Below are 22,047 nucleotides of genomic sequence, written 5' to 3'. Positions count from 1 at the left end.
CTCTCATGCAGGGTCACGCGCTGGCCAAGGCTGAGGCGCCTTCGGAGTTCGAAAGCCACGTTTCATGGCGTAACAGCAGAGTAAGTCTCAACCGATTGCAAAGGTGTCTCGATGGCCAACGTCCTGCGTGACTTCATCAAGCGTGCGCCGGCCAGCCCGGATTTAATGGTTGCGTTGATGCTGCTTCTGGCTGTCGCGATGATGGTCATGCCTATCCCGGTCGTGGTGGTCGACGCCCTGATAGGATTCAATATGGGGTTGGCCATACTGCTGATGATGGTTGCCCTGTATGTCAGTACTCCACTTGATTTTTCCTCTTTGCCCGGCGTTATTTTGATTTCCACTGTATTCCGTCTCGCGCTCACGGTCGCAACGACGCGACTGATCCTGGCCGAGGGGGAGGCCGGCAGCATTATTCATACTTTTGGCGATTTCGTCATTTCAGGCAATATCGTGGTGGGTTTCGTCATATTTCTGGTCGTCACCATGGTGCAATTCATGGTCCTCGCGAAGGGTGCCGAACGGGTGGCAGAAGTGGCGGCGCGTTTCACGCTGGATGCTCTGCCGGGCAAGCAAATGGCGGTCGACGCAGAGCTACGCAACGGCCACATCGATGCCAACGAATCCCGCCGGCGGCGCGCCGAATTGGAGAAGGAAAGCCAACTCTATGGCGCGATGGACGGCGCGATGAAATTTGTGAAGGGCGATTCCATCGCCGGGCTGGTGGTTATCTGCATCAACATGCTGGGTGGAATTTCGATCGGCCTGCTCTCCAAGGGCATGTCCTTCGGCGAGGTACTGCATCACTATACTCTGCTGACGATAGGCGATGCATTGATATCGCAGATTCCGGCCCTTCTGCTCTCCATTACTGCGGCGACCATCGTCACCCGTGTGACTGGGACGGCGAGGATCAACCTCGGTACCGAAATGGTCAGTCAGCTCACGGCCAGTACTCGAGCCTTGCGGCTGGCGGCCGGCGTCCTGGTCGTGATGGGGTTCGTTCCTGGGTTTCCCCTCCCCGTCTTTCTGATGCTGGCCGCAGTGTTCGCTGCGGTAAGCATTGTCAAGGCTGATGTGCTGGGCGCCGGCACTGCCGATGCGAAAGATGGAACTGCAGCGGAGCCTAAGCAAGCCGCGCCTGCGAAGGAATTCCCGATCGCATTTTTTTTAGCGCCAAATCTTATGCAGGCGATCGATCAAGCCGAATTGCAAAAACATATTGGGCGCGTTTCGCTCCTGGTCACAGCCGATCTGGGCATTATCGTTCCCCGCATCCCTGTCTTGATTGACGAGCAGCTGCCTACATCGCAATTCCGGATAGATGTCGAGGGCGTGCCAGTCGAACAGGACGCGATAGATCCAAGCCAGATGACGCTCCGAGCCGATGTAGCGCACGTCGACTCGAGCGGTATCCCCCTTAGACGTGAGCCGAAAACGGACAGACTCCCGGTCGAACATACCCCTGCACAGGCCCTTACGGGCGCCGGCACAGAGCATCGGGCTCCGGAAGAACTCCTCGCCTTGCGCGTCCATGCAGCGTTGACCCGCTACGCACCGCGATTGGTGGGCATCCAAGAGACCCGACATTTCCTGGGTCGAATGGAGCAGGAATATTCTGAGCTTGTGAAAGAGGTGCTGCGCACGACGCCGATTCCTCGGATTGCCGATGTTCTGCGCCGCCTCCTGGAGGAAGGTATACCAATCCGCCACACCCGTCTCGTGTTGGAGGCATTGGCCGAATGGAGCGAGCGTGAGCAAAACGTTGCCCTGCTGACGGAATATGTCCGTTCTGGTTTGAAGCGACAGATCTGCCACCGCCATGCCAACACGGAGGGCATCGTGTCCGCCTTGGTCGTCGAGCGCGAGAGCGAGGATGTGATGCGTGGCGCGGTTCGAGATTCGGATGCAGGCCCCTATCTCGCACTGGAGGATCGGCAAAGCGAAGCGATGCTATCACAGATACGTCAGGTCCTTTCGAACGCAGAACCGGGTCAAACCCGCCCTATTCTGTTGACGTCAATGGATGTCCGACGTTTCGTCCGCGGCTTTCTGACGCGAAACGGGATCGATCTCGCCGTGCTGTCTTATCAAGACCTCGCCTCCGACTTTACAATTCGCCCCGCAGGATCCGTCAAACTCCCGCACGGATCGAACAGCGGATTGTTAGAGTAGTTCCACCTTTCCTAACTGAACGCCACGCGCCTCCCTGATAACCGAGAGATAATATGAATAGTAATACAGTTTCTCCATCGCCTATGTTTCTGCGCCGGAACTCACTTCTTTTTGCCGTACTCGCCATTCTGCCTTTGGGCGGTTGCGCCAGCTGGCAAAAGCCGGCTCTTTCCGTGCAGGAGACATCTTCCCCCGAGTTGCTCAGCGCCGATCAAATCGATCCGGCTATGCGCGAACGCATTTTGCGCGAAGTTGGTCAGGATGTTCAAGAGCGGGCTTTGCGGGATGAGGTGAAGCAGCACCCGGACAATGTTGATGCGGCGATACGACTTACAAATGCCTTGGTGGGCCAGAAGCGCCCGCACGAAGCGGTTGAGGTGCTCGACAGCGTCTTGGTTGCAGCCCCAGGAAACGTACGTGCATTGAATGCGAAGGGCGTGATTTTGGACATTGAGGGGCGGCATGACGCGGCACAGGCCCTGTATCGGCGAGCTCTCGAAAACGAGCCAGGCAATCAGATGGTGCAGCATAACTTCAATCTGTCGCTTGCCTTTAACGGCAAGTCCGAACAACCAAGGTTAGCACGATCGCAATAGGTGGGCACAGCGCATGTGCAGCCTATTCCCCGGCTCGAGACGCGCTCGGCTCCCATCATAGATGGCCTCTGAAGAGAGCCATATCTGCGCAAAGCTGTTGCTCCAGATCTGGCCGGCAGAGGTCGGCAGGAGAGCCGGATGACATCACGCGGCCACCCGCAAGGCCACCCGCCTCGCTTCGTTGCCAGAGCGCCCTCTCCCTCGCCGGTCACCGTCTCGCAATGCGGCGACCTGGCTTAAGGCGGTCGACCGAGCGCCCGATGCAGTAGCCATGAATACGTAACGCAGCGATGGACCCGCCGGAGCGTGTCGCGCTTGTGCTGGCCGTCCCTGCCATTACAGCACGGTGATTGTAGCTGGATCCTATTCTAGAGGCATCGATGGTGTGGATGCCTTCGATCCAAACAATCGATTTGTTGAATTCGTCCGCCTGAGGAAATTAGCTGCGGCGATCCGACTTCCGACGCCTGCAGGCGCAAAACCAACAGCGTGAGCGCTGCGGGTCCGGAGGCAGGCTGCAAAGTGCAATCACCAGCGCTGATAAGCGGCAAGTGAAGAATGTATCGCTCGGGCGACTCCTGTGTTGTGCACGGTTGCCCCGCGAGGTGAACTGTAGCAGCTTGGCAGCTCAGCGTTCACGAAAGGAGAAAAGATTTGGGGCCAAGCAAAGACCGGCTTTTTTGATTGTCTTGCTGTATCGCTATGGTGGGGCGGGCGCGACCGCTCCCATAATTCAATACGCTGCCTTTAGCGATGGACGATGACGGGATGCGTCGCCGAGACTTCAATGGTGGAGGAGCAGCGCACCGTCGATCCATTTGCTTTCAGCGGCAACCGCCACTATGTAGCGACACTTCGCCCAACTGTGTTTCAAGCTGCCCGGAGAAGTTTATGACAGAAGAACCCCACAAGACCGACATCCTCATCGAGCTCACTGCCGATGTTGTATCAGCCTACGTCTCCAACAACCCCGTCCCGGCGGGGGAGCTTCCTGCCCTGATCGCCCAAGTGCACGGGGCTCTAAACGGCACGGCCGGACTCATACCGGCAGAAGAGCCTGTGCCTGTAAAAAAACCTGCTGTCCCGATCAAAAAGTCGATCGAACCGGACTACATCATTAGCCTTGAAGACGGCAAGAAATTCAAATCGCTAAAGCGCCATCTGGCGACGCACTATGGTCTGACCCCAGACGAATATCGCGCCAAATGGGGTCTGCCGTCGGATTATCCCATGGTGGCGCCGAATTACGCCGCTGCGCGCTCCGCCTTGGCCAAGACCATGGGACTCGGCCGCAAACCGAAAGAGCCGGAAGCCCCAGCCACGGCGCCGGCGAAACGGACCCGCAAGAAGGTCGCAGCCTAAATCCGTATCAACAGTCGTTCGGACGCGCAGCAGCCGTAGGCCCAATCTGCGCGGAATCAAAGGGCGGGGATGAGCCCCGCCTTTCCCGTCCAAGAGCCTCATTTCCAGAGTAATTCATGATGGCTCCAGCAATCCCTGCCGCGGCATTAACTTGCATGCTCCGGCCCGGGTTTCGAGCCGTCAATGCGTTCCGGCGATGACGAACCTTGCCAAGGCTTTCCCGGACCGTTAGCCAGCCTTGCTGAGGCTGCCTGCAGAGGACTTTCCCGTGCGGCGATCCTGTTCCACCTCGTAGTTGATCTTCTGGCCCTCATTAAGGGTCGACAGGCCCGCTCGTTCAACAGCGGAAATGTGGACAAAGACATCCTGACCGCCGTTGTCAGGCTGAATAAAACCAAAACCCTTCGTGCTGTTGAACCACTTCACCGTTCCAGTCGCCATATCCATTCCTTTGTAATAAGTCGCAACTTAGGCAGGCCATTCACGCCAGCCTGATTTGTACACGAGACTTTAGGCGCAGCAAAATCGGAAAATTGCAAGGCCCACTCGATCGCCTGATCTCCAGCAGCAACTGCAACATATGCGAGGCGCGTGCCAGACGAGGCGTATGCCAGACGTTTCGTCGTGCGCTGTCGCTCGAACGTTGACAGAAACAATGACACACCTTGCAAACTCGGCACATCTTGTGGACGTGCTCGGGTCGCTTCTCGACTGCGATACCCGCTCCTGACCGGGTATCGTCGGCCAAAATGAGGGTTTTTGTCATGTGCCGCCAGACCGAAAGATCAGGCGCGCAGCGACCTGCACACTCAAACCGGAACCCGCGAACCTCGATTAGCTTCTGCCTGCTCCGAAGGGCGGTAGCCTGCTCTGAGGCGGGCCACTGTCGGGTTGAAAACCAACTGTCGGGTTCGGAACCCCAGATTGTCGGCAAGGTACGCGCCGCCCACTGGTTGGCCAAAGGGGCACTGGCTCCTGATCCTGCCGCCATGCTCGCCCGATCTCAACCCGATCAAGACAGGTCTGCTCAAAACTCAAGGCGCGGCTGCGGAAGAAGGCGGCCAAAACTTTCGACGCTCTCTGCGGAACTCTCGGCGATATCTGCCAGCTGTTGGAGCCAAATCAAAAACCATTAATTGCGACAGGTGATTTTATGACATTCATTGCGAAGAGGCCAGAATGAACAGCGGAAGAGAGTAGCAGCTCTCTGGTCGCGGCGAGGTGGATCGTCGACACGATCGGCACCTCGCCCGTGCGGGGATCGCACCGCAGCCAGCACCAGAGCCAGACCTTGACCGCTTGCCTTGCTCAGGCGCCACAACAACGAGTGGCTGGAGCAGATCCACGTGAACTCAGCGATATCGATCAGACGATGCTTACCCTCATGAAAGCCGATCCCGACGCTGTCCAGCGCCGCGAAATCCTGACCAGCATATGGCGCATCGGATGCCACCGCCTGCACACTCACCATCGACATGCCGGAACTCGGAACCAAAGGCCGCAAGCCTCGCCGGCCTCGGCAAAATGGAGCGGCCGCGCCTTCATCCGGGGCGGCCGGGCCAATGTTCGCCAGGCCCTCTACATGCCCGGCCTTCGCCCTGCGCTTCAACCCCGACCTCAAGGCAAAATACCAGGCGCTAAAGGCGGCAGGCAAACCCGCAAAGGTCATCATCTTGTTGCGAAAGCTCCTCATCCTAGCAAACGCTCTCCTCAAGGCGCAGCGAAAATGGCCCCTAAAACCCTTGACCGAAACGGATACCTTAGCCTTTCAGGTGAGGCGGGCCGAGATAGACCAACCGCGGGTTTAACTTCGCGAGTTTAAGCTGATTATGCCGATGCAACTCTAGCGCCTGCGCGACCGTTTTAGCTTCCATCAACAAGGCGGCAGGGTGGGAGGAAGTACCCTCCCCTGCCGCGAACAAGCTTTGGACAAAGCCCCGCCTTGTCCGTAATGTGATCGGGAGGCCGGGGCGCGGCGGTGCTCAGCGGATGTGACGCGCGAGATCTGCGACCCTACCCATCAGCACTTCCATCGGTCCTCGCTGGAAGACGCGCAGCCAAAGCACCGCAAAAGTGCTGATAACCACAACGAAGCCAAAGAGCGTGGACAGGCTCTCGTCTTTGAAAATGTTTATCTTCATAAGATAGGCTATTCCCGCAATGTGCAGCACATAGGCCGTCAAAGACATCGAGCCGACTGCGATTATTGGCCAGACCAGCTTTCGCAGACGCGGGAGCGCATCCACAGCGAGCATGCAAGCCGCCAAGATGATCATTGCGCAACCGGTGCTGCCCACGATCGAAAGCGTCGTTTCGCTATGAGGTGCGGCTATCCATGACGACTTGACTATAAATGACGACTTGGAAGGCTCAAAAGCGCCGTCAACGTCAGACCACCACAAGGAGGTTTCAGTCAAAGCGCGGGAACTCAGCGCGAGCAAGGATCCCCCATGGCCCAACACGGCCAGCCCGACCCCCGCCAGACCAAGGCGCCAATGCGCTGCTAGCGTATTAAGATTAAGGCGCGCGATGGCCATGCCAGCGATGAGGAAAGGAACCCAGGTCACCGCGGGATAGTAGCCGTTGACCATGAGGTTGAAGACCGGGTCGAGGAGGTTGGGGGCAACCGACAGAAGGGAGGAACGGACTTGCGGGAGAACTAATGCCGTAGCGGCAGCGATCAAGCCCAGCTGATATGCGCTGAGCCGATGGAGCGGCAATACCAACAAGAAGCAAATTCCGTAGTATTCTAGGATGACTTCGACCTGGGTACCGAGGCAGCCCAGGATTGAGCCAAGCGCGAGCAAAACAAGGGCACGAATTGCGACTCTGGCGATGGCCTGTCTACCGGCTATCCCCGACTTCGGCGCCTTGCGACCTGTAATCAGGAGGATTGAAAAACCGGCCAATACGGCAAACAGGGCCGACGGCCGCCCATGGGTTAGTTCCATCAGAAACCCGACTAGTCCTCCTTCGCCGGGGTCGGGACCGAGATGGGCGGCATACATCCCGAAGACAGCCAGGCCCCGAGCGAGGTCGATGCCGACCAGCCGATCTACTACCGACCCATTCCTAGCGTCGGCAACCGGTGCCTTCATTACCATGGTAGATTCCCTTGTTGGGTGTGTGGATCGCGGGAGCCGCGATAGGAGAGCCGGTCGGCTGCTGCCGTCGCCTCGTGAAAGGGTTCAAAACATCGCGCCATCTGGCGCATCGAGCCGGCGACAGAGCTGTTCAGCCATTAGCCTGGGGTAAGAACAACAGATCGGCTCACAAAGCCTGTGTCACGGACCTGAAAAGTGGTGTCGCGGAACCGTCGTTTTTTGCATGATGGCTAAGCCGAGAGATCCACTGCACCGACGAGAGACTCAGCGACGTTGGATATCCGATCAGTACGCCGCGGCTCCGCCGGTGACGATCACCCCGGGTGTCAAGGCCAGGGCGTAAACCTGCCATAATCTGTGGTGGTGCGCCCGCGACCAATCCGTTCGACAAAGCTCGGCGCATGGTCGAGCCAATCATATTCTTCCATGTGGCTGTTGCCTGAAAAACCGAAGACGCCGTTCGCTGGTCCAGCTGTTCCAGACCTCGGCCTGCGTCGGTCGTTAGAACCGGCGCGCCTGTTTCCCAAATCAATTTGCTGATGCAGCCGCCGGGGGTCACATTGAGCAAAAGTGCCGAGGTCAGGACGGGTTTCATAGGGGCTCTTCGTTTGGCTTTGTTAACGACCCCTTTCTTGCAAGTTGTAGCTGACAGCAGCCTGAAAGCTCCCCAAATAATTCGCTGCCGCCGGTTCAGCCTATTGTCAGCTTCGACCAATAAGATGGGAGCCTTGCCCTCATACCGGAGCTCGGCAGCATGATGCGAATACTGCTCACTGAAGACGATAAGGACCTTGGAAGTGCTATGCACGATCATTTGGTGGCTGGTGGCCACGCGGTCGACTGGGCCAAGAACCTGTCCGAAGCGCGCGATTATGCAGCTGTGGTCGGCTACGACCTTATTTTGCTCGACGTTCACCTGCCGGACGGCAATGGGATCGACTATCTGCGGGAGCTGATCAAGGAACTTGAATCGGCACCGGTCATCATTCTGACAGCCTGCGATCGGATTTCGCATCGCATCGAGGGCTTCAACGCTGGAGCCGACGACTATTTGGTCAAGCCGTTCGATCTGGGGGAACTCTCAGCGCGTATCCATGCAGTGGCACGTCGCCATGGGCATTTTCCGGAGCCGCAATTTTCGGTTGGGACGCTTTCCATACAGGCAGCCGAGCGACGCCTCTTCCGCGACGGGCAGGAGGTCTACCTGACTTGACGCGGATGGGCGGTGCTCGACTACCGTCTGCCCCAGCCCTGCACGGTCGTTTCAAAAGGGAAGATCGTGGACGCGCTTTTCGGCAGACGGCGCTGATTCATACTCTAAAAGAAAATTCGGCTTCCAGTTGCCTTGGCCATGACCGATGTTTGGAGTGCCGGGGCAGATTCGCACCCGGGACGGGCGCGTGCTTTTGTCTTGGTCCAAACATCGCTAACATGGTTATCCAGCGGATCGGTGGCAGTCTAGAGCTTGCATGGATTGACATTTGATCGCGGCATCGCTCGCTCTCATGGTGACCGTCTCCTTGCCCTGCAAGATCCGCACTCATTTACAGATCACATCGCCTCCCGAACCCAGGCCCTGGCCCTGGCCCTGGCTGGAAACCCTTAACGCCGGCCCGCTCAGACACCTACGCCACGCTCCACGCTGGAACGATGGTGTATTGACCACGGGTGGCGCCGGTGGCATACGCGACGATAAACCCGCCAGGCGTTAGGCATAAGCGCCGAGGAACCCCGTGGACTACCGCCGCGTGCAGCTTGCCTGCGGCAATCTCGTGCTTTGCGAGGCCGATAACTGGTACGTCCCATCGAGCCTCACACCTCAGATGAACCGGCTGCTCGGCTGGCACGCTTACCGCCCTCGTAGACAAGCTCGTTGCTATGAGCCATGTGTAACCGATGCCACCAAGAAACACTACGCTCTTGTCGGGCGCCGAATAGATCGTACGATCCGCCCCTAAAGCGACGGTCGACAATGAGGAATGATAGTGTGCAGCGATTCACTCGGAAGTCCTTAGTTTTGCCGCAACGGCGAGCAGCTGCGAGGAGAAAGTTCTTGCCGGCTGCCATCGTCGGCAACAGCGCATGACGATCGGCGATGGGGGTATTCTGCATGGGTCTACTCCGTAAGTGCCAAAAGACGCGAATTAGGCGCGTGATCAGCAGGCAAGCTCTATCGACGCACCCAACGGATTGGAGCCGAGATCGACGGGCTAATAAGGCCTTCTTGGTCCTCGGCAGAGAACACGGCCGGGACAGGGGATCACAAACACTTGACCGTTCCAGACCCTGGCAGTGGCGCATCGATTGACCGTTGGCTCTGTTCGTGGGCACCGAAAATAGGGCCTTCTTGGTCCTCGGCTGAGAATATGGCCCGGACGGGGGATAACAAACACTTGACCGTTCCAGACTCTGGCAGTGGCGCATCGATTGACCGTCGACTCTGTTCGCGAGCGCCGAAAATACGGACGACCCCTATGGTCAAAGTGCACTTCTGACCTGCTAGGCACTGTTCGATAACTGGAGGCACCCGCTACGGTGCCCTCGTATTTAAGACACCTGTCAGTTTCAAGCCTGGACATTGACGCGTGGCGCGGCTGCCATTCGTTGACCGCCACGTCGAATTGCCCGCCAACCAGTGTACAGCCGCCGGTGGTCACATTGAGCAAAAGTGCTGAGATCAGGAGGGGTTTCATAAGGCCTCTTCGTTTGGCTTTGTTAACGACCCCTTTCTTGCAATTGTAGCTGACAGCAGCCTGAAAGCCGCCAGATATTCGCTGGCGCCGGTTCAGCCTACTGTCAGCTTCGATCAATAAGGCAGGAGCCTTGCCCTCATACCGGAGCTCGGCAGCCTGATGCGAATACTGCTCATTGAAGACGACGACGACCTTAGAAGTGCTGTGCGCGATCATTTGGTGGCTGGTGGCCACGCGGTCGACTGGGCCAAGAACCTGTCCGGAGCGCGCGCTCATGCAGCTGTGGCCGGCTACGACCTTATTTTGCTCGACGTTCACCTGCCGGACGGCAATGGCATCGACTATCTGCGGGAGCTGATCAAGGGGCTTGATACAACGCCGGTCATCATTCTGACAGCCCGCGATCGGATTTCGCATCGCATCGAGGGGCTCAACGCTGGCGCCGACGACTATTTGGTCAAGCCGTTCGATCTGGGGGAACTCTCGGCACGCATCCGTGCAGTGGCACGTCGCCAAGGGCATTTTCCGGAGCCGCAATTTTCGGTTGGGACGCTTTCCATACAGGCAGCCGAGCGACGCCTCTTCCGCGACGGGCAGGAGGTCTCCCTGTCTGGACGCGAATGGGCGGTGCTCGACTGCCTTCTACGCCAGCCCGGTTCGGTCGTTTCAAAGGGGAAGATCGAGCACGCGCTTTATTCATTCAATTCGGAGTTCGAGAGCAACACAGTGGAGGTTTATGTCAGCCGGCTCCGCAAGAAGATCGGCGGGGATAGAATAGCAACCGTGCGTGGCTTCGGATACAGGCTCGTGGTCACATGACGAACTCGAACAGCATGACGAGAAAGCTGATATCGTGGTTAGGCGGGGCAACGCTCCTGGTTTGGATCGCCGCCCCAACCATTGCTGCGTTCATTTTTTGCAATAATGTAAACGAAAGTTCGGATGACTTGCTCCAGGCGAGCGCAAAGTACAGACAACCAGAGCTGATCAAGGTCTTGAATGGAAAACACGTTGATCAATACAATAACCACTTGCCAACTTACGAAAAGTACTTGACCTATCGTGAGCAGGTTATTAATAAGTACGGGGTAGTGCTTATTTCTGAACCGGAAGAGGGTCAGCAGCCCTTCCCTGATGCTCCCCTGAGTAACGGCTTTTGGGGAAACGCTGATTACCGCGTCTACACAGAGCAGATCCAAGACGGCGTGTATCATCAGTTGGCCGAACCGCTTGATGGCCGCCGTACCACAATCGCGAAGGGCGCACTTTTTGTCTTCCTTCCGACACTCGTGCTCCTGCCCTTTAGCTTAGCTGTTTGGTGGATCGTGATCCGGCGCTCGCTGCGGCCAATCGAGGTACTGCGACAGCAGATCGGATCGCGCGACGGCGGCAATCTGTCACCAATGGACTTGAGCGATTTCCCGGCAGAGTTGGCTCCAATCGCGGCATCCGTCAATCGGCTTCTCGATCGTCTGCGGGCGGCTCTCGAGGCCGAACGCGAGTTCGCCGCAAACAGTGCGCATGAACTGCGCACGCCGATCGCAGGTTCAATCGCTCAGATGCAGAGATTAGTGGCCGAGCTCCCCAATGGGTCGGCCAAAATGCGTGCGCGCGGCATCGAGCAAGCGCTGTCGAGCCTTGGCCGCCTTGTCGAAAAAGTGCTTCAGCTCGCTCAAGCTGAATCGGGGGTTGGCATGGCGGATCACGCGATCGATCTTGTCCGATCGGTTCGGCTGGAAATCGACGACCTGAGGAAAAAGCCGCAATATGCCGGACGCCTGCATCTTAACGTCGACGGCTGCCCCACTTTGATGCGCAAAGTGGATGTCGATGCGTTTGGGATCCTCCTTCGTAACCTGATCGAGAATGCGCTGATACATGGACTGGCCACTGTTCCGACAACAGTTTCCGTCCAAACTGATGGAACCATCGCTATTGCAAACGCCGGACCGGTGGTGCCCCTCCCCGACCTCGAAGGGCTTACAAAGCGATTTAGTCGTGGTGCTACTCCTGCTGCGGGCTCAGGCCTTGGTCTACATATCGCTAACATGGTTATCCAGCGGATCGGTGGCAGTCTAGAGCTTGCGTCGCCCGCCCGCGGTCGCAATGATGGTTTCGAGGCGATCATACGAATTCCTCAATGACACCGGTGAATTCGACGACAGTTGGACACAGGGCGGATTGCTGGCAAGGCTGCTGACATGGCGAACTGTACGGCAGTATGTATACGGCGTAGAAATCGTACTTCACACAACGCATTTCGGCCGCGGCAATCAATGCCGCTATCATCGTCTGAGCAGTTCGATCGAAGCGACACGACATGATCGGCAAAATCGAAGGCTCCGCCTCACCGCTCGCTCGATTTCGCCCGGGGAGAAAAAAGGCCATCCGAGAAAGTGCAAGCCGCCGCGCAAAGGCGACGTGTCCAATTGTCTGGGTGCCCCTGTGCGCCGGCCCGATCGGGTTGGCGCAGGTCCAGTAAGGACCCGGACCAACCATTCCATTTAGACGACCGGCAGGTTTTAATCGGCGTCCGGATCGCCGTCCCAAAATGCCCCAAGTATACGGCTAGAAAGGCTGCCAACGATCGAGCTTTGGTCGGAGGCGTGCTTGTCAGCGTCTTGGGTGCTTGACCGGCCTTTGCAATGGCCATCGCCATCGCAAGTATCGTGCGTGGCCAGTGAGACCGCAATTTCATCAGCCTGGAGCCGACCGTACCGGTGCTTTTTCCTGATTTAGGGATTTTCGTTTTCCTCTTGGATCATCACGGGTTTGGAGAGGATCTGGTGTTAAGTGCCATTTCGGAGCGCCGGCGAACCGCCCGAAATTAATGTGGTCGAGTCATGAAGCCTCCCGAATGCGTTAAACGAGACCCTTTATGGCGGCCCTGGCTGACAACAGTCTGAAAGCTGCAAGCGGCATGCGAAAATGGGGCGATCCTGAATGACGACAGATGCTATCAACATGAAAGAGGCTCGCCCTGAAAGCTGAGCACGCTTTATGCTCAGGGTGCTGACAAGGCCAAAGCAGCGTAAGTGCGTAGTGAAATCCAAGGTCCACATGGGTCGTCGCGCGTCCCGTGCGCCTGGGAAGGCGCCGGCCCGGCCAAGCTTTCCCAGATCGTCCGCATGATGCTTCGCTGAGCGTCAATGGACGTTGGCGCGAGACCAAGGCGTCGTGCGTTGCAATCCGGACGGTCCAGGGTATCAGGAGTTTCACGGCCTCGGCCCGCTTGGCTGGCCACAGTTGAAGCTCCAACGTACCGGCTGGCACCGGGAAATTGGGCTCTGCGCTGCCTCAACGCTGGTGGCACGGTCAATGCTGCCTACCGATGGGGCCGCCCATGCCGTGATGCTGTCGGTCGACGTTCGCAAACCAGACCCTCGCGAGACCCAGCGAAGGGGCTCGCCGGTACGACGAGGGACCTTACCTCTTTATGCGCGGCATCATTATCGAGGATGACATGTTGCCTTACACGTCGTCCCTCGCGCTCGGGTCTTTGTGGGGCGGATGAAGTCCTGATCGCGGTGGCACTGCTGCATGTTTGCGTAAGACCCATCCAGTCACGATCGCGCTGTCCTTCGATGTCGCGGTGCTGATAGGCGGGCAGATCGGTGTGCGCGGCGCCCGCCAAAGGATCGTCGTCACGCCGGAGGAGGCGAGCGTCATAGCCGGCGCGCCGGCGAAAGGCGCTTTCTGTCGGATGCCCGACAATGTCGGATATCGCAAGTATCAAGGTTGGATCAAACCTTGCGAATCGGGGCTTTCTTACTTGGCACGGGGCATGCTCAGGTATCCGCAAACACCCAATGGATAACGAGCAGACTTCCCATGGCCTCACCATGCCGAAAGTTTCCCGGACGCATCCAAAGATGAGGCTCGCGTCAGGCCCAGCAACACGCTGACGGCTCATGTGGCTCGGCGTCGCGTGCCGATCCACTTTCTCCCAATAGGCGTTCGGGAGACATAGATCCTTCAAAATGAGGAACAGATCACTTTGCCAGGAACGCAGCCCATAACCCCACTCTCCCTATCAGAACTACCAAGCAAGCCCCGCACTCATGGGCTTCGCAGGACGTCCGTTGCGTCCGAGTTGGTCGGCGCGGGGCCGGCTCCGATCCCCGTCGCATGGGAGGACGGCAAGGCGAGGGATTTCGTGCTCGACAACGGCATGGAGGTGGTCGTCATTCCCAACCACCGGGCGCCGATCGTCACCCACATGGTGTGGTACAAGATCGGCAGCGCCGACGAGCCGCCGGGCAAATCCGGCATCGCCCATTTCTTCGAGCATCTGATGTTCAAGGCGACGACCAACCATGCGGGCGGCGAATTCGACCGCGCAGTGTTCGAGATCGGCGGCTCCAACAACGCCTTCACCTCCTCCGACTACACCGCCTTCTATCAGACAGTGGCGCCGTCGGCGCTCGAGCTGATGATGAGCTTCGAGGCCGACCGAATGCGAAACCTCATCCTGACCGACGATGTCGTCAAGACCGAGCGCGATGTGGTCATCGAGGAGCGCCGCTCAAGCACCGACACCAACCCGCAGGACGTTCTCCATGAGGAGATCGACGCGACGCTGTGGCAGAACCACCCCTATCGCATCCCGATCATCGGCTGGATGTAGGAGATCGAGCAGCTGAACCGCGTCGACGCCACCGTCTTCTATGAAAAGTACTACTGGCCCAACAACTCCGTGCTGATCGTGGCCGGCGATGTCGAACCGGACACGGTGCGGGCGCTGGCCGAAAAGACCTATGGCAAGGTGGCGCGCGGACCTGACCTGCCGCCGCGCATCCGGCCGGTTGAGCCCGAGCAGAACACCAGGCGCACCGTCACGCTCTCAGACGCCCGCGTCAGCGTGCCCAGTTTTTCGACGCAGTGGGTGGTGCCGTCCTACCACACCGCCAAGCCGGGCGAGGCCGAAGCGCTCGACCTGCTGGCCGAAATTCTCGGCGGCGGTAACCGCGGCCGGCTCTACCAGGCGCTCGCTGTCCAGCAAGGTATCGCTTCCAGCGCCCGCGTCTATTTCCAGGGCACTATGCTCGACGACACCAAGTTCGCCATCTATGGCGCACCGCGCGGCGATGCCAAGCTGGCTGATCTCGAAGCGGCGGCCGCTGCCGAAGTCGCCCGCATTGCCGAGGATGGTGTCAGCAACGAGGAACTAGGCAAGGCCAAGGACCACTATTTGCGCAATATGATCTTTGCGGAAGACAACCTGGACTGGCTCGCCAGCATCTACGGCTCGACGCTGGCCACCGGCGGTACCGTGAAGGATGTCGAGGAACGGCCGAATCGCATCCGCAAGGTTACCCCCGAGCAAATCAAAGCAGTTGCCGCCCGCTATCTCGCGTTCGACCGTTCGACCACGGGCTATCTCTTGCCCAAGACGCAGAATCAAGAGATGACGCTCGGCGCTCGGCCCCATGCTGCGATGAACATCCAGGAGGTGAAGTCCGAAAAGGGCATCATCGCCTGGCTGGTGGAGGACCACACAGTGGAAATCGTCAACATCGGCTTTGCCTTCAAGGGCGGCACCAAGCAGGACCCGGTCGGGAAGGAGGGGATGGCCAAACTGATGGCCGGCCTGTTCATCGAAGGCGCTGGCCATTACGACAGCGATGCCTTCCAGGTGAAGCTCGACCATGCCGGCGCCGAAATGAGTTTGGACGCGCAAAGCGACGACATCTACGGATCGGTGTGCATGCTTTCCAAAAAGCAGGACGCGGCGTTCGGCCTGCTTCGGCTCGCGCTGAACGCGCCGCGCTTCGAGCAGGGGCCGATCGATCGCGTCCGCGCCGAGATTGTCTCCCGCATCGTCGGCAGCGAGCGAGACCCTAACGCCATCGCTCAGCGCAAATGGCTGCGCGCGATCTATGGCGCGCATCCTTGTTCAAGGCTGGGAGAAGGCACAAAAGAGAGCCTGCCCGGCATCACGCCGTCCGACCTCCGCGCCTTCCACCAGGCCATTTTCGCTCGCGACGGGCTCCATATTGCCGTGGTGGGTGACATTGACGCGAACACGTTGAGGGAAAGGCTTGACCAGCTGTTTGGTGATTTGCCTGAGCAACAAACCCTCGTCCCCGTCTACGATGTCGCGCCGAAACTCGGTCAACTGGTGGAGGAGAACTACGACCTGCCGCAGACTTCGCTGACGTTGGCCTGGCCTGGCGTGAAGCCTAGCGCGCCGGATTTCTACGCGGCCGTGCTGCTGAACGACATCCTTGGCGGCTCATACTTGACTTCCCGCCTTTACGAGGAGGTACGTCAAAAACGCGGCCTTGCCTATCACGTCAGCTCTGAACTAACCCTTGACTCGCTTCTGGTTACGACAGAGACACGCTCGGACTGCGCTGCCCAAACACTGAGCATCGTGCGAGATGTGGTAAAGCAGATGGCGCAGCAAGGACCGACCGGGGCCGAGCTCAAGGCGGCGAAGAAGCACCTGATCGGCGCCTATGCCATCGACCAACTGGGCTCGACCCGCTCGATTGCAGACCGGCTCCTGGATTTGCAGATTCACAAGGCTGACGTCGACTACAACCAGCGTCGCGCCCGCAGCATCGGTCGGGTGACGCTCAAACAGGTCAAGGCGGCGGCCAAAAAGCTGCTTTCGGCCGAGCCCGCCATTTTGGTGGTCGGCCCGCCGCTGGGCGGCAAGGATGAGTAAAGAAACTCATCTCACCTTCCTTCTTCATCGGGGCTTCTCGTGGGAAGAGCGAATGTGGAGGCCCGTGGGCCAAGCAGATCATGCAGACGCGCGGAGTCGTTTTCGCCGACCTTGGGCGGCATTGGCGGTCCGGCGGCCTCTCGCCGAAATGGCGCTCCTCAGCATGTATGCCGCCTTTTTGCAGAATTCAGTCGCATGCCACCAGCAGGCATGGTGGATGAAGCAAACATCCGACTGCTTAATCCATCAATTGATGAACCGCGGGCACTCAAACTAACGAAACTGCTGTCTTTTCATCGGGCTAGCGTGGTCTACCAGCTGCTTTGCCGAGGCCCTACGACGAACCCACTGGTGCAGAATACACACTGACGGCCTGTCGACCTGGATGTTCGCTGCGTTGAGGAGGAATCCGGTATTGCCCCTGTGCCTGCCGATGATCCGCCGTCTGAAATCCCCGCACCTGTTTGGAGCCATCGACCGCCTGCCGGCACTCGGCAGACCAGTTGGCAATAAGACGTTCGAGGTCGTCAATCCGTCGACCGGCGAAGTTTTGGCAGAGCTTCCCGATATGGGCGTGGAGGAGACACGTGCTGCGGTAGACAAGGCCTATGTTGCGCAGTCGGGATGGGCCGCGTTGACGGCCCGAGAACGTAGCGACGTTCTTTGGCGATGGCATCAGCTGATCATCGACCATGCAGGCGATCTCGCCGCGATTCTGACTGCGGAAATGGGCAAGCCGCTTGCCGAAGCCATTTCAGAGGTATCGCATGCGGCGGCGTATCTGCAATGGTATGCCGAGGAGGCCAATCGCGTCTATGGCGAGACGATCTCGGCACCCTCGACAGACCGCCGAATGCTAGTGATCAAGCAGCCCATCGGCGTTGTTGGCACGATCACGCCATGGAATTTCCCGGCCTCCATGGTGGCGCGCAAAATCTCGCCGGCCTTGGCTGCGGGCTGCACAATCGTGCTCAAGCCCGCTGAACAGACGCCGCTCGTGGCTGGCGCAATGTTCGCCCTCGCCCATCAGGCCGGCTTTCCCGATGGCGTGGTCAACCTGATCTATGCGTCCGAAGGTGATCGCGTGGGCCGTGAACTCTGCACCAATTCCAAGATTCGAAAGATCAGCTTCACCGGTTCGACCGAGGTCGGACGGCTGCTGATGCGTCAGTGCTCTGACCAGATCAAGAAGGTCAGCCTTGAACTCGGCGGCAATGCACCTTTCATCATCTTCGATGATGCCGACATTGACGGTGCTGTTGACGGTGCGGTCCAGGCGAAGTTCCGCAATGCCGGCCAGACCTGCGTTTCCGCGAACCGCATTTACGTCCAATCGAGCGTTCACGATGAGTTCGTCAAGAAATTCGTGGAAAGAATCCGGCACTTGTCGGTTGGCGACGGATTCGATGCCGGAGTGGACATCGGACCGCTCATCGACAAGCATGCTCTGGCCAAGATCGAGTCTCACATCGCAGATGCCATTGCGAAAGGCGGCACAATACGATGCGGCGGCCAGCGTATCGGCAAGAATGGCACGTTTTTCGAACCCACGGTCCTCACCGAGATTTCCAGCGTCATGGCAGTCGCGCAAGAGGAGACATTCGGGCCGCTCGCGCCGATCATTCGCTTCAACGATGCGGATCAGGTCGTGCGCGAGGCCAATGACACGATCTACGGCCTCGCCGCATACTTCTATGCCTCAAACCTGAAGCGGGTCTGGCGTGTGGCAGAGGCTCTGGAATATGGCATGGTTGGCATCAACACGGGACGCATGTCCTCGGAGGCGGCACCGTTTGGCGGGATCAAACAATCCGGCATCGGGCGGGAGGGTTCCCGTCATGGCCTCGAGGACTATCTGGAAATGAAATATCTTTGCATGGGCGGGATTTGAAACCTGCTGCACTGTCTCTCCGCCCCACCGGGGGGCGGCCTGCGGTCAATGCCGCCACCTAATTGGAAGTTCCAAACGCCGTTGACCTGAAACACGGATGCCCGGCAGGAGACTGAGCTCGCTGCCGGGCCGGACATGCCTTGGGAGGGCATAAGTCAGCGCTCCTAGGGCCGATGGGCCACTCAGTTCGTGCGCCTTTTGCCGATTGCGTTGCATGTGCCGTGCCAAGCCAAAAAGCATTGATAAACCGCCGATGGATCAGCTTTTGCCCTGTTGCGCATTCTACATTGTGGGATATGCGACAATGCCCAAGCGGTTGAATCGTCGTGTTGCAGACCCCCAGACGGGTCATGACTGCTATTCTTAGGACAGTGCGCAGCAAGCCGCTACTCGCTGCACTCCAGGCACACCATTTCCATAATCAAGCGGTGGGTGCTATGTCTGACCGAGCTGTCGACCAGGGAACGGTGTGAGGCCTCAAATCCCTCCATATTGTTGCACCCGCCGGTCCAACAGGACTGCAGGTCCGGACTCAAAGGATCTTGGCTGCTATGGCGACATTGCGGTGCACGCCGCTTTCCGACCAATGATGTGCGTCCAGGTCGAGGCCGGCCCTAATGAACCACCCTCGCCCATCTCATTTCGGCATCGACAAGCTAGACCAGAGCGCACTTGCAAGGCGCCATGCAGTCCTGTCGGCGGGCGAACTGTTGGTGACGGGTACAGCTGCGAGCGAACGTTCATCCACCGACGCACAGCGCGGACTGTCGCTTTTCAAATTAGGAAATCTCTGTAGCCACCATTCATGAGCGCGCGGCCACGCGAGACGGCCCGACGGATGCGGTCGCGCAGATGATCGCGAGGATCCGCCCAGTCGGCATGGACGCGCCGTTGACCGATGAGAACTTCGGCGAGCTCGCGATGAGGTGCTCCGGCGAGCGAACCGTCGAGCGCACGAAGAACGAAGGACAAACGGACGCCGCGCTTTTCCGGCGCAAACAAGCGGGGGGGCAACTGTTGCCCTAGACTGAGAGCATTGAGGCACTCCAGTCCCCTCAGTCGATGCTTTAAAAGCACCGCGGGCCAGATGGCTTGCGTATGCAGGCAAACAGGGTGGAGGATATTCGCGCCCGAGACGGCGAGCTGCAGCGCGTGGTCCGCATTGCGAAGAAGAACATGCTGGCTCTTGTCGGGCGCCAGCAGGACGGTTGCACGACAGGGCAATGCCGAGAGTTCGAACGGCGGTGTCGGCGACGAGGCAGGCAACCGTTCCGCAATGACCGGCAGCACATGGACGCACCAGAGCGGACACCAGAATACGACCGAAGCGCGGCCACAAGACTCCGCGAAACAGAACACCCCAGCGTGACAGGTCGCCGGCCGACGCGACCATATCGAGAAAGGATTGGAGAGACCAAGTCTTGCAATGCTGGCGCGCAGCGGTCAGATCGCGCTGGAACGCTGGATTGCGGCGTAAGAACTCCCAAGCCCATTCCCGCAGCGTCAGGCCAGCGGTGTAGTCGTATGATCTTTCATCCCGCCAATCGGCCTGATCCGCGCCAGTCAGGAGATTCATGACTGACATCCCCTGCCCGCGCCTGCGTGCGTCGAAACATTATGCCACTTCGCAAAGCATCGGCGAAGGCAGCAGACGTCGAAGACCCCGTTTCGTTGAAGCGTCAGCCATCGCCACTGTCGGCGACAGAAGATGTGCCCAAATTGCCACCAGACCGTCGAACGGGCACAGCGACGGCCAGCGCGACCTGGAATTGATTCCGTAACGGTCATCGGCTCCTGCGTCGCGATCCAGACGTCCCTTGAAGGCGCAGTAGCGCGGCAGTGGATCGCACGCTGCTTGTCGGCAAGTTGTCGTAGCGGCGGCGCCATAGGCACGGTCATCGGAGGGTCTCCTGCGGCAAGTTTTCGCCATTGGAGGCCAATCTCCCCGCTAGGGCAGCCTGTGCAGTTGCACAGGTGAAGCGGATCAATCAGGGGGAGCCATGGCGGAAACTGGATGATGACGGCTTGAGGAGAGCGGCGTATCGAGGCGGGTGATGAAGCCTGCCAGTACCTCTCAAGGAGAGTGATACGCCATGAACGAGACTATCAACACATTGTTCGCCTTTCGTCAGCCCGACGAAATCGATGATACCCCGACGGATGTACTTCGCAGCGGCGCGCGCAAATTGCTTGCGCATGCGATCGAGATGGAGGCCGAGGCGTATGCCAAGGCGGTCGACTGCCTGACGAAAGATCAGAATGCGTCGCTGGCGCTCTACGATTTCCCCGCCGAACACTGGGATCATCTGCGAACGTCCAATCCCATCGAAAGCGTCTTTGCAACCGTTCGCCATCGCACGGTGCGTAGCAAGGGCTCGCTATCCTGGAAAATCGCCCAGCTGATGGTCTTCAAGCTGGTCATTGCCGCGGCCAGGAGGTGGCACGATTGAAAGGACAAAATCAGTTGCCGAAACTCATCGCAGGTGCCAGGTTCCTGGACGGAATCGAGGTCATCGAAACGAAGCCGCAGAGCGCCGCTTGATCAGCCTCGTCACCCAAATTCCAGCATAGCTCCATCGGAACTGCCAGCCTTCCTTGCCGATCAGGCGCATATCAGCGCTGACGATACCGAGGACGGCGATGGCGGTCACCTCCAGGCCGCCGAGTAACGACCCTCAAAACACCGCACTGGTCGAGGCCAGCCTGAACCGGTATCTTGTGCCTGCCCTCGGGAGTCGCTCTATCCACCATGTGATCGACACCGACATTGCTAACATCACCAAGAAGATCGTCGCCGGGGGTCACCCGCAAGCGGCTAACACGGCCTTCTGGTGTATGCGGGCATTTTTCAACTGGTGTCGCAAACCGCCGCAACGGCTCATCGCGGTTTCCAACGCGAGGGATTGGAAAATCCGGATCCGGCCCCGATCGTCAAGCGCAAGCGAGTGGTGAACGATGCCGAACTGGCGGCTATATGGACGGGCTGTGAGCCCGAACCGGGCGATATCGGCTATTCGTTCGGCTCCATCGTCAAGCTGCTCATTCTGACCGGACAGAGGCGTACGGAAGTTGCCGCGATGCGTTGGTCCTCAACCTTGAAGCCGGAACATGGAACTATCGGGTGACCGCACGAAGAACGAAGAGCCTACGCTTATTCCGCTGTCCACACTGGCGGTGTCGGTCCCCCAGTCGGTACCGAAGACCAATGACACGTTTTTTTCCCTGCGAGGGGCAACGAAAGAAGCCACTTCTCAGGCTACGCGAAGGGCAAGAAGGCTCTAGACGGCAAGGTCAATACTGACGGGGTGGCTTTGGAGAACTGGACCCTTCACGATCTGCGCAGGACGCTCGCGACAAATCTCGGCAGGCGGCAGGTATTGCCACACGTCATCGAGCACATAGTGAACACAAGGCGGCGTCCTTGACAGACATTGGCGAAATCTACAATCTCTATAGCAACGTCAAGGAGAAGCGCGAGGTGTTGCAGATGTGGTCAAATCACATCGAATGGCTGATCAAGCAGGCTGCGGATGACGCTCTGGCGGCGTAGCTG

The 22,047-nt window shown here is 58.7% G+C and carries 16 protein-coding genes and 1 pseudogene; 12 read left to right on the top strand and 5 right to left on the bottom strand.

What is annotated here, in order from left to right; all coding sequences use genetic code 11:
- Positions 1 to 111: 111 nt before the first annotated feature.
- The 3 genes from sctV (at position 112) to EOC93_RS07230 (ending at position 4,133) form a co-directional block, all read left to right on the top strand.
- Entirely contained in the window at positions 112 to 2,175 is a 2,064-nt protein-coding gene (gene sctV, locus EOC93_RS07240; RefSeq protein WP_127204233.1) for a type III secretion system export apparatus subunit SctV, read from the top strand.
- Between the two features lie 53 nt (positions 2,176 to 2,228).
- Positions 2,229 to 2,771 (top strand): tetratricopeptide repeat protein, encoded by a 543-nt coding sequence (locus tag EOC93_RS07235; RefSeq protein WP_082826568.1) that lies wholly within the window; start codon positions 2,229 to 2,231, stop codon positions 2,769 to 2,771.
- A gap of 891 nt (positions 2,772 to 3,662) precedes the next feature.
- A complete protein-coding gene (locus EOC93_RS07230) occupies positions 3,663 to 4,133 on the top strand; it encodes a MucR family transcriptional regulator (protein ID WP_024505385.1) in 471 nt (156 codons plus the stop codon).
- Positions 4,134 to 4,361: 228 nt separating this feature from the next.
- Here EOC93_RS07230 and EOC93_RS07225 read toward each other — a convergent pair whose 3' ends face one another.
- From EOC93_RS07225 to EOC93_RS07215, 3 genes are all read right to left on the bottom strand, one after another.
- Complete coding sequence (locus EOC93_RS07225) at positions 4,362 to 4,574, bottom strand: cold-shock protein (protein ID WP_008874821.1); 213 nt, start codon at positions 4,572 to 4,574, stop codon at positions 4,362 to 4,364.
- Positions 4,575 to 5,265: 691 nt separating this feature from the next.
- Positions 5,266 to 5,826, bottom strand: coding sequence for a hypothetical protein (locus tag EOC93_RS07220; RefSeq protein WP_127204232.1), 561 nt, complete (start codon positions 5,824 to 5,826; stop codon positions 5,266 to 5,268).
- Positions 5,827 to 6,115: 289 nt separating this feature from the next.
- Positions 6,116 to 7,237, bottom strand: coding sequence for a DUF418 domain-containing protein (locus EOC93_RS07215; protein WP_095486047.1), 1,122 nt, complete (start codon positions 7,235 to 7,237; stop codon positions 6,116 to 6,118).
- A gap of 754 nt (positions 7,238 to 7,991) precedes the next feature.
- Here EOC93_RS07215 and EOC93_RS07210 point away from each other — a divergent pair.
- The 6 genes from EOC93_RS07210 to EOC93_RS07185 all read left to right on the top strand — a co-directional run bounded on the left by EOC93_RS07210 (position 7,992) and on the right by EOC93_RS07185 (position 18,494).
- On the top strand, positions 7,992 to 8,450 hold the full coding sequence (locus tag EOC93_RS07210; protein ID WP_224570033.1) for a response regulator transcription factor: 459 nt from the start codon (positions 7,992 to 7,994) through the stop codon (positions 8,448 to 8,450).
- Between the two features lie 1,639 nt (positions 8,451 to 10,089).
- Positions 10,090 to 10,749, top strand: a complete 660-nt coding sequence (locus EOC93_RS07205) for a response regulator transcription factor (RefSeq protein WP_126105034.1) — start codon at positions 10,090 to 10,092, stop codon at positions 10,747 to 10,749.
- The gene (locus EOC93_RS07200; protein ID WP_127204231.1) at positions 10,746 to 12,074 is read left to right on the top strand and encodes a HAMP domain-containing sensor histidine kinase; all 1,329 of its coding nucleotides are present in this window, start codon (positions 10,746 to 10,748) and stop codon (positions 12,072 to 12,074) included. The genes EOC93_RS07205 and EOC93_RS07200 overlap by 4 nt, the downstream gene beginning before the upstream one ends.
- Before the next feature lie 2,012 nt (positions 12,075 to 14,086).
- Entirely contained in the window at positions 14,087 to 14,557 is a 471-nt protein-coding gene (locus EOC93_RS34650) for a pitrilysin family protein (protein WP_245461386.1), read from the top strand.
- 69 nt (positions 14,558 to 14,626) lie between these two features.
- Complete coding sequence (locus EOC93_RS34645; protein ID WP_245461385.1) at positions 14,627 to 16,603, top strand: insulinase family protein; 1,977 nt, start codon at positions 14,627 to 14,629, stop codon at positions 16,601 to 16,603.
- Between the two features lie 415 nt (positions 16,604 to 17,018).
- The gene (locus EOC93_RS07185) at positions 17,019 to 18,494 is read left to right on the top strand and encodes an NAD-dependent succinate-semialdehyde dehydrogenase (protein WP_095486045.1); all 1,476 of its coding nucleotides are present in this window, start codon (positions 17,019 to 17,021) and stop codon (positions 18,492 to 18,494) included.
- 774 nt (positions 18,495 to 19,268) lie between these two features.
- Here EOC93_RS07185 and EOC93_RS07180 read toward each other — a convergent pair.
- A complete protein-coding gene (locus tag EOC93_RS07180) occupies positions 19,269 to 19,784 on the bottom strand; it encodes a DUF2285 domain-containing protein (protein WP_245329899.1) in 516 nt (171 codons plus the stop codon).
- Positions 19,785 to 20,722: 938 nt separating this feature from the next.
- On the opposite strand from EOC93_RS07180, the pseudogene EOC93_RS07175 reads away from it, so the two are divergent.
- Positions 20,723 to 21,036, top strand: a pseudogene (locus EOC93_RS07175) (IS256 family transposase); the annotation flags it as partial.
- On the opposite strand, the gene EOC93_RS34015 reads toward EOC93_RS07175, so the two are convergent.
- Positions 21,005 to 21,145, bottom strand: a complete 141-nt coding sequence (locus EOC93_RS34015) for a hypothetical protein (RefSeq protein WP_164546995.1) — start codon at positions 21,143 to 21,145, stop codon at positions 21,005 to 21,007. The pseudogene EOC93_RS07175 and the gene EOC93_RS34015 sit on opposite strands and share 32 nt — an antisense overlap.
- Before the next feature lie 180 nt (positions 21,146 to 21,325).
- On the opposite strand from EOC93_RS34015, the gene EOC93_RS07170 reads away from it, so the two are divergent.
- Together EOC93_RS07170 and EOC93_RS35310 are read left to right on the top strand one after the other, a co-directional pair.
- Positions 21,326 to 21,619, top strand: a complete 294-nt coding sequence (locus tag EOC93_RS07170) for a hypothetical protein (RefSeq protein WP_126105032.1) — start codon at positions 21,326 to 21,328, stop codon at positions 21,617 to 21,619.
- 296 nt (positions 21,620 to 21,915) lie between these two features.
- Positions 21,916 to 22,044: a hypothetical protein gene (locus EOC93_RS35310; RefSeq protein ID WP_135907184.1), complete on the top strand. Its 129-nt coding sequence runs from the start codon at positions 21,916 to 21,918 to the stop codon at positions 22,042 to 22,044.
- Positions 22,045 to 22,047: the final 3 nt, after the last annotated feature.

The organism is Mesorhizobium sp. M6A.T.Ce.TU.002.03.1.1 (assembly GCF_003997275.1).
Taxonomy (GTDB): Bacteria; Pseudomonadota; Alphaproteobacteria; order Rhizobiales; family Rhizobiaceae; genus Mesorhizobium; species Mesorhizobium mediterraneum.
Note: the sequence above shows the minus strand (reverse complement) of the source record. Positions and strands in the feature narration are given on the sequence as shown.

Excerpts from the sequence above, each read along its gene's own strand:
- sctV (WP_127204233.1), top strand. The coding sequence starts at position 112 with ATGGCCAACGTCCTGCGTGACTTCATCAAGCGTGCGCCGGCCAGCCCG.
- EOC93_RS07235 (WP_082826568.1), top strand. The coding sequence starts at position 2,229 with ATGAATAGTAATACAGTTTCTCCATCGCCTATGTTTCTGCGCCGGAAC.
- EOC93_RS07230 (WP_024505385.1), top strand. The coding sequence starts at position 3,663 with ATGACAGAAGAACCCCACAAGACCGACATCCTCATCGAGCTCACTGCC.
- EOC93_RS07225 (WP_008874821.1), bottom strand. The coding sequence starts at position 4,574 with ATGGCGACTGGAACGGTGAAGTGGTTCAACAGCACGAAGGGTTTTGGT.
- EOC93_RS07220 (WP_127204232.1), bottom strand. The coding sequence starts at position 5,826 with ATGAGGAGCTTTCGCAACAAGATGATGACCTTTGCGGGTTTGCCTGCC.
- EOC93_RS07215 (WP_095486047.1), bottom strand. The coding sequence starts at position 7,237 with ATGGTAATGAAGGCACCGGTTGCCGACGCTAGGAATGGGTCGGTAGTA.
- EOC93_RS07210 (WP_224570033.1), top strand. The coding sequence starts at position 7,992 with ATGATGCGAATACTGCTCACTGAAGACGATAAGGACCTTGGAAGTGCT.
- EOC93_RS07205 (WP_126105034.1), top strand. The coding sequence starts at position 10,090 with ATGCGAATACTGCTCATTGAAGACGACGACGACCTTAGAAGTGCTGTG.
- EOC93_RS07200 (WP_127204231.1), top strand. The coding sequence starts at position 10,746 with ATGACGAACTCGAACAGCATGACGAGAAAGCTGATATCGTGGTTAGGC.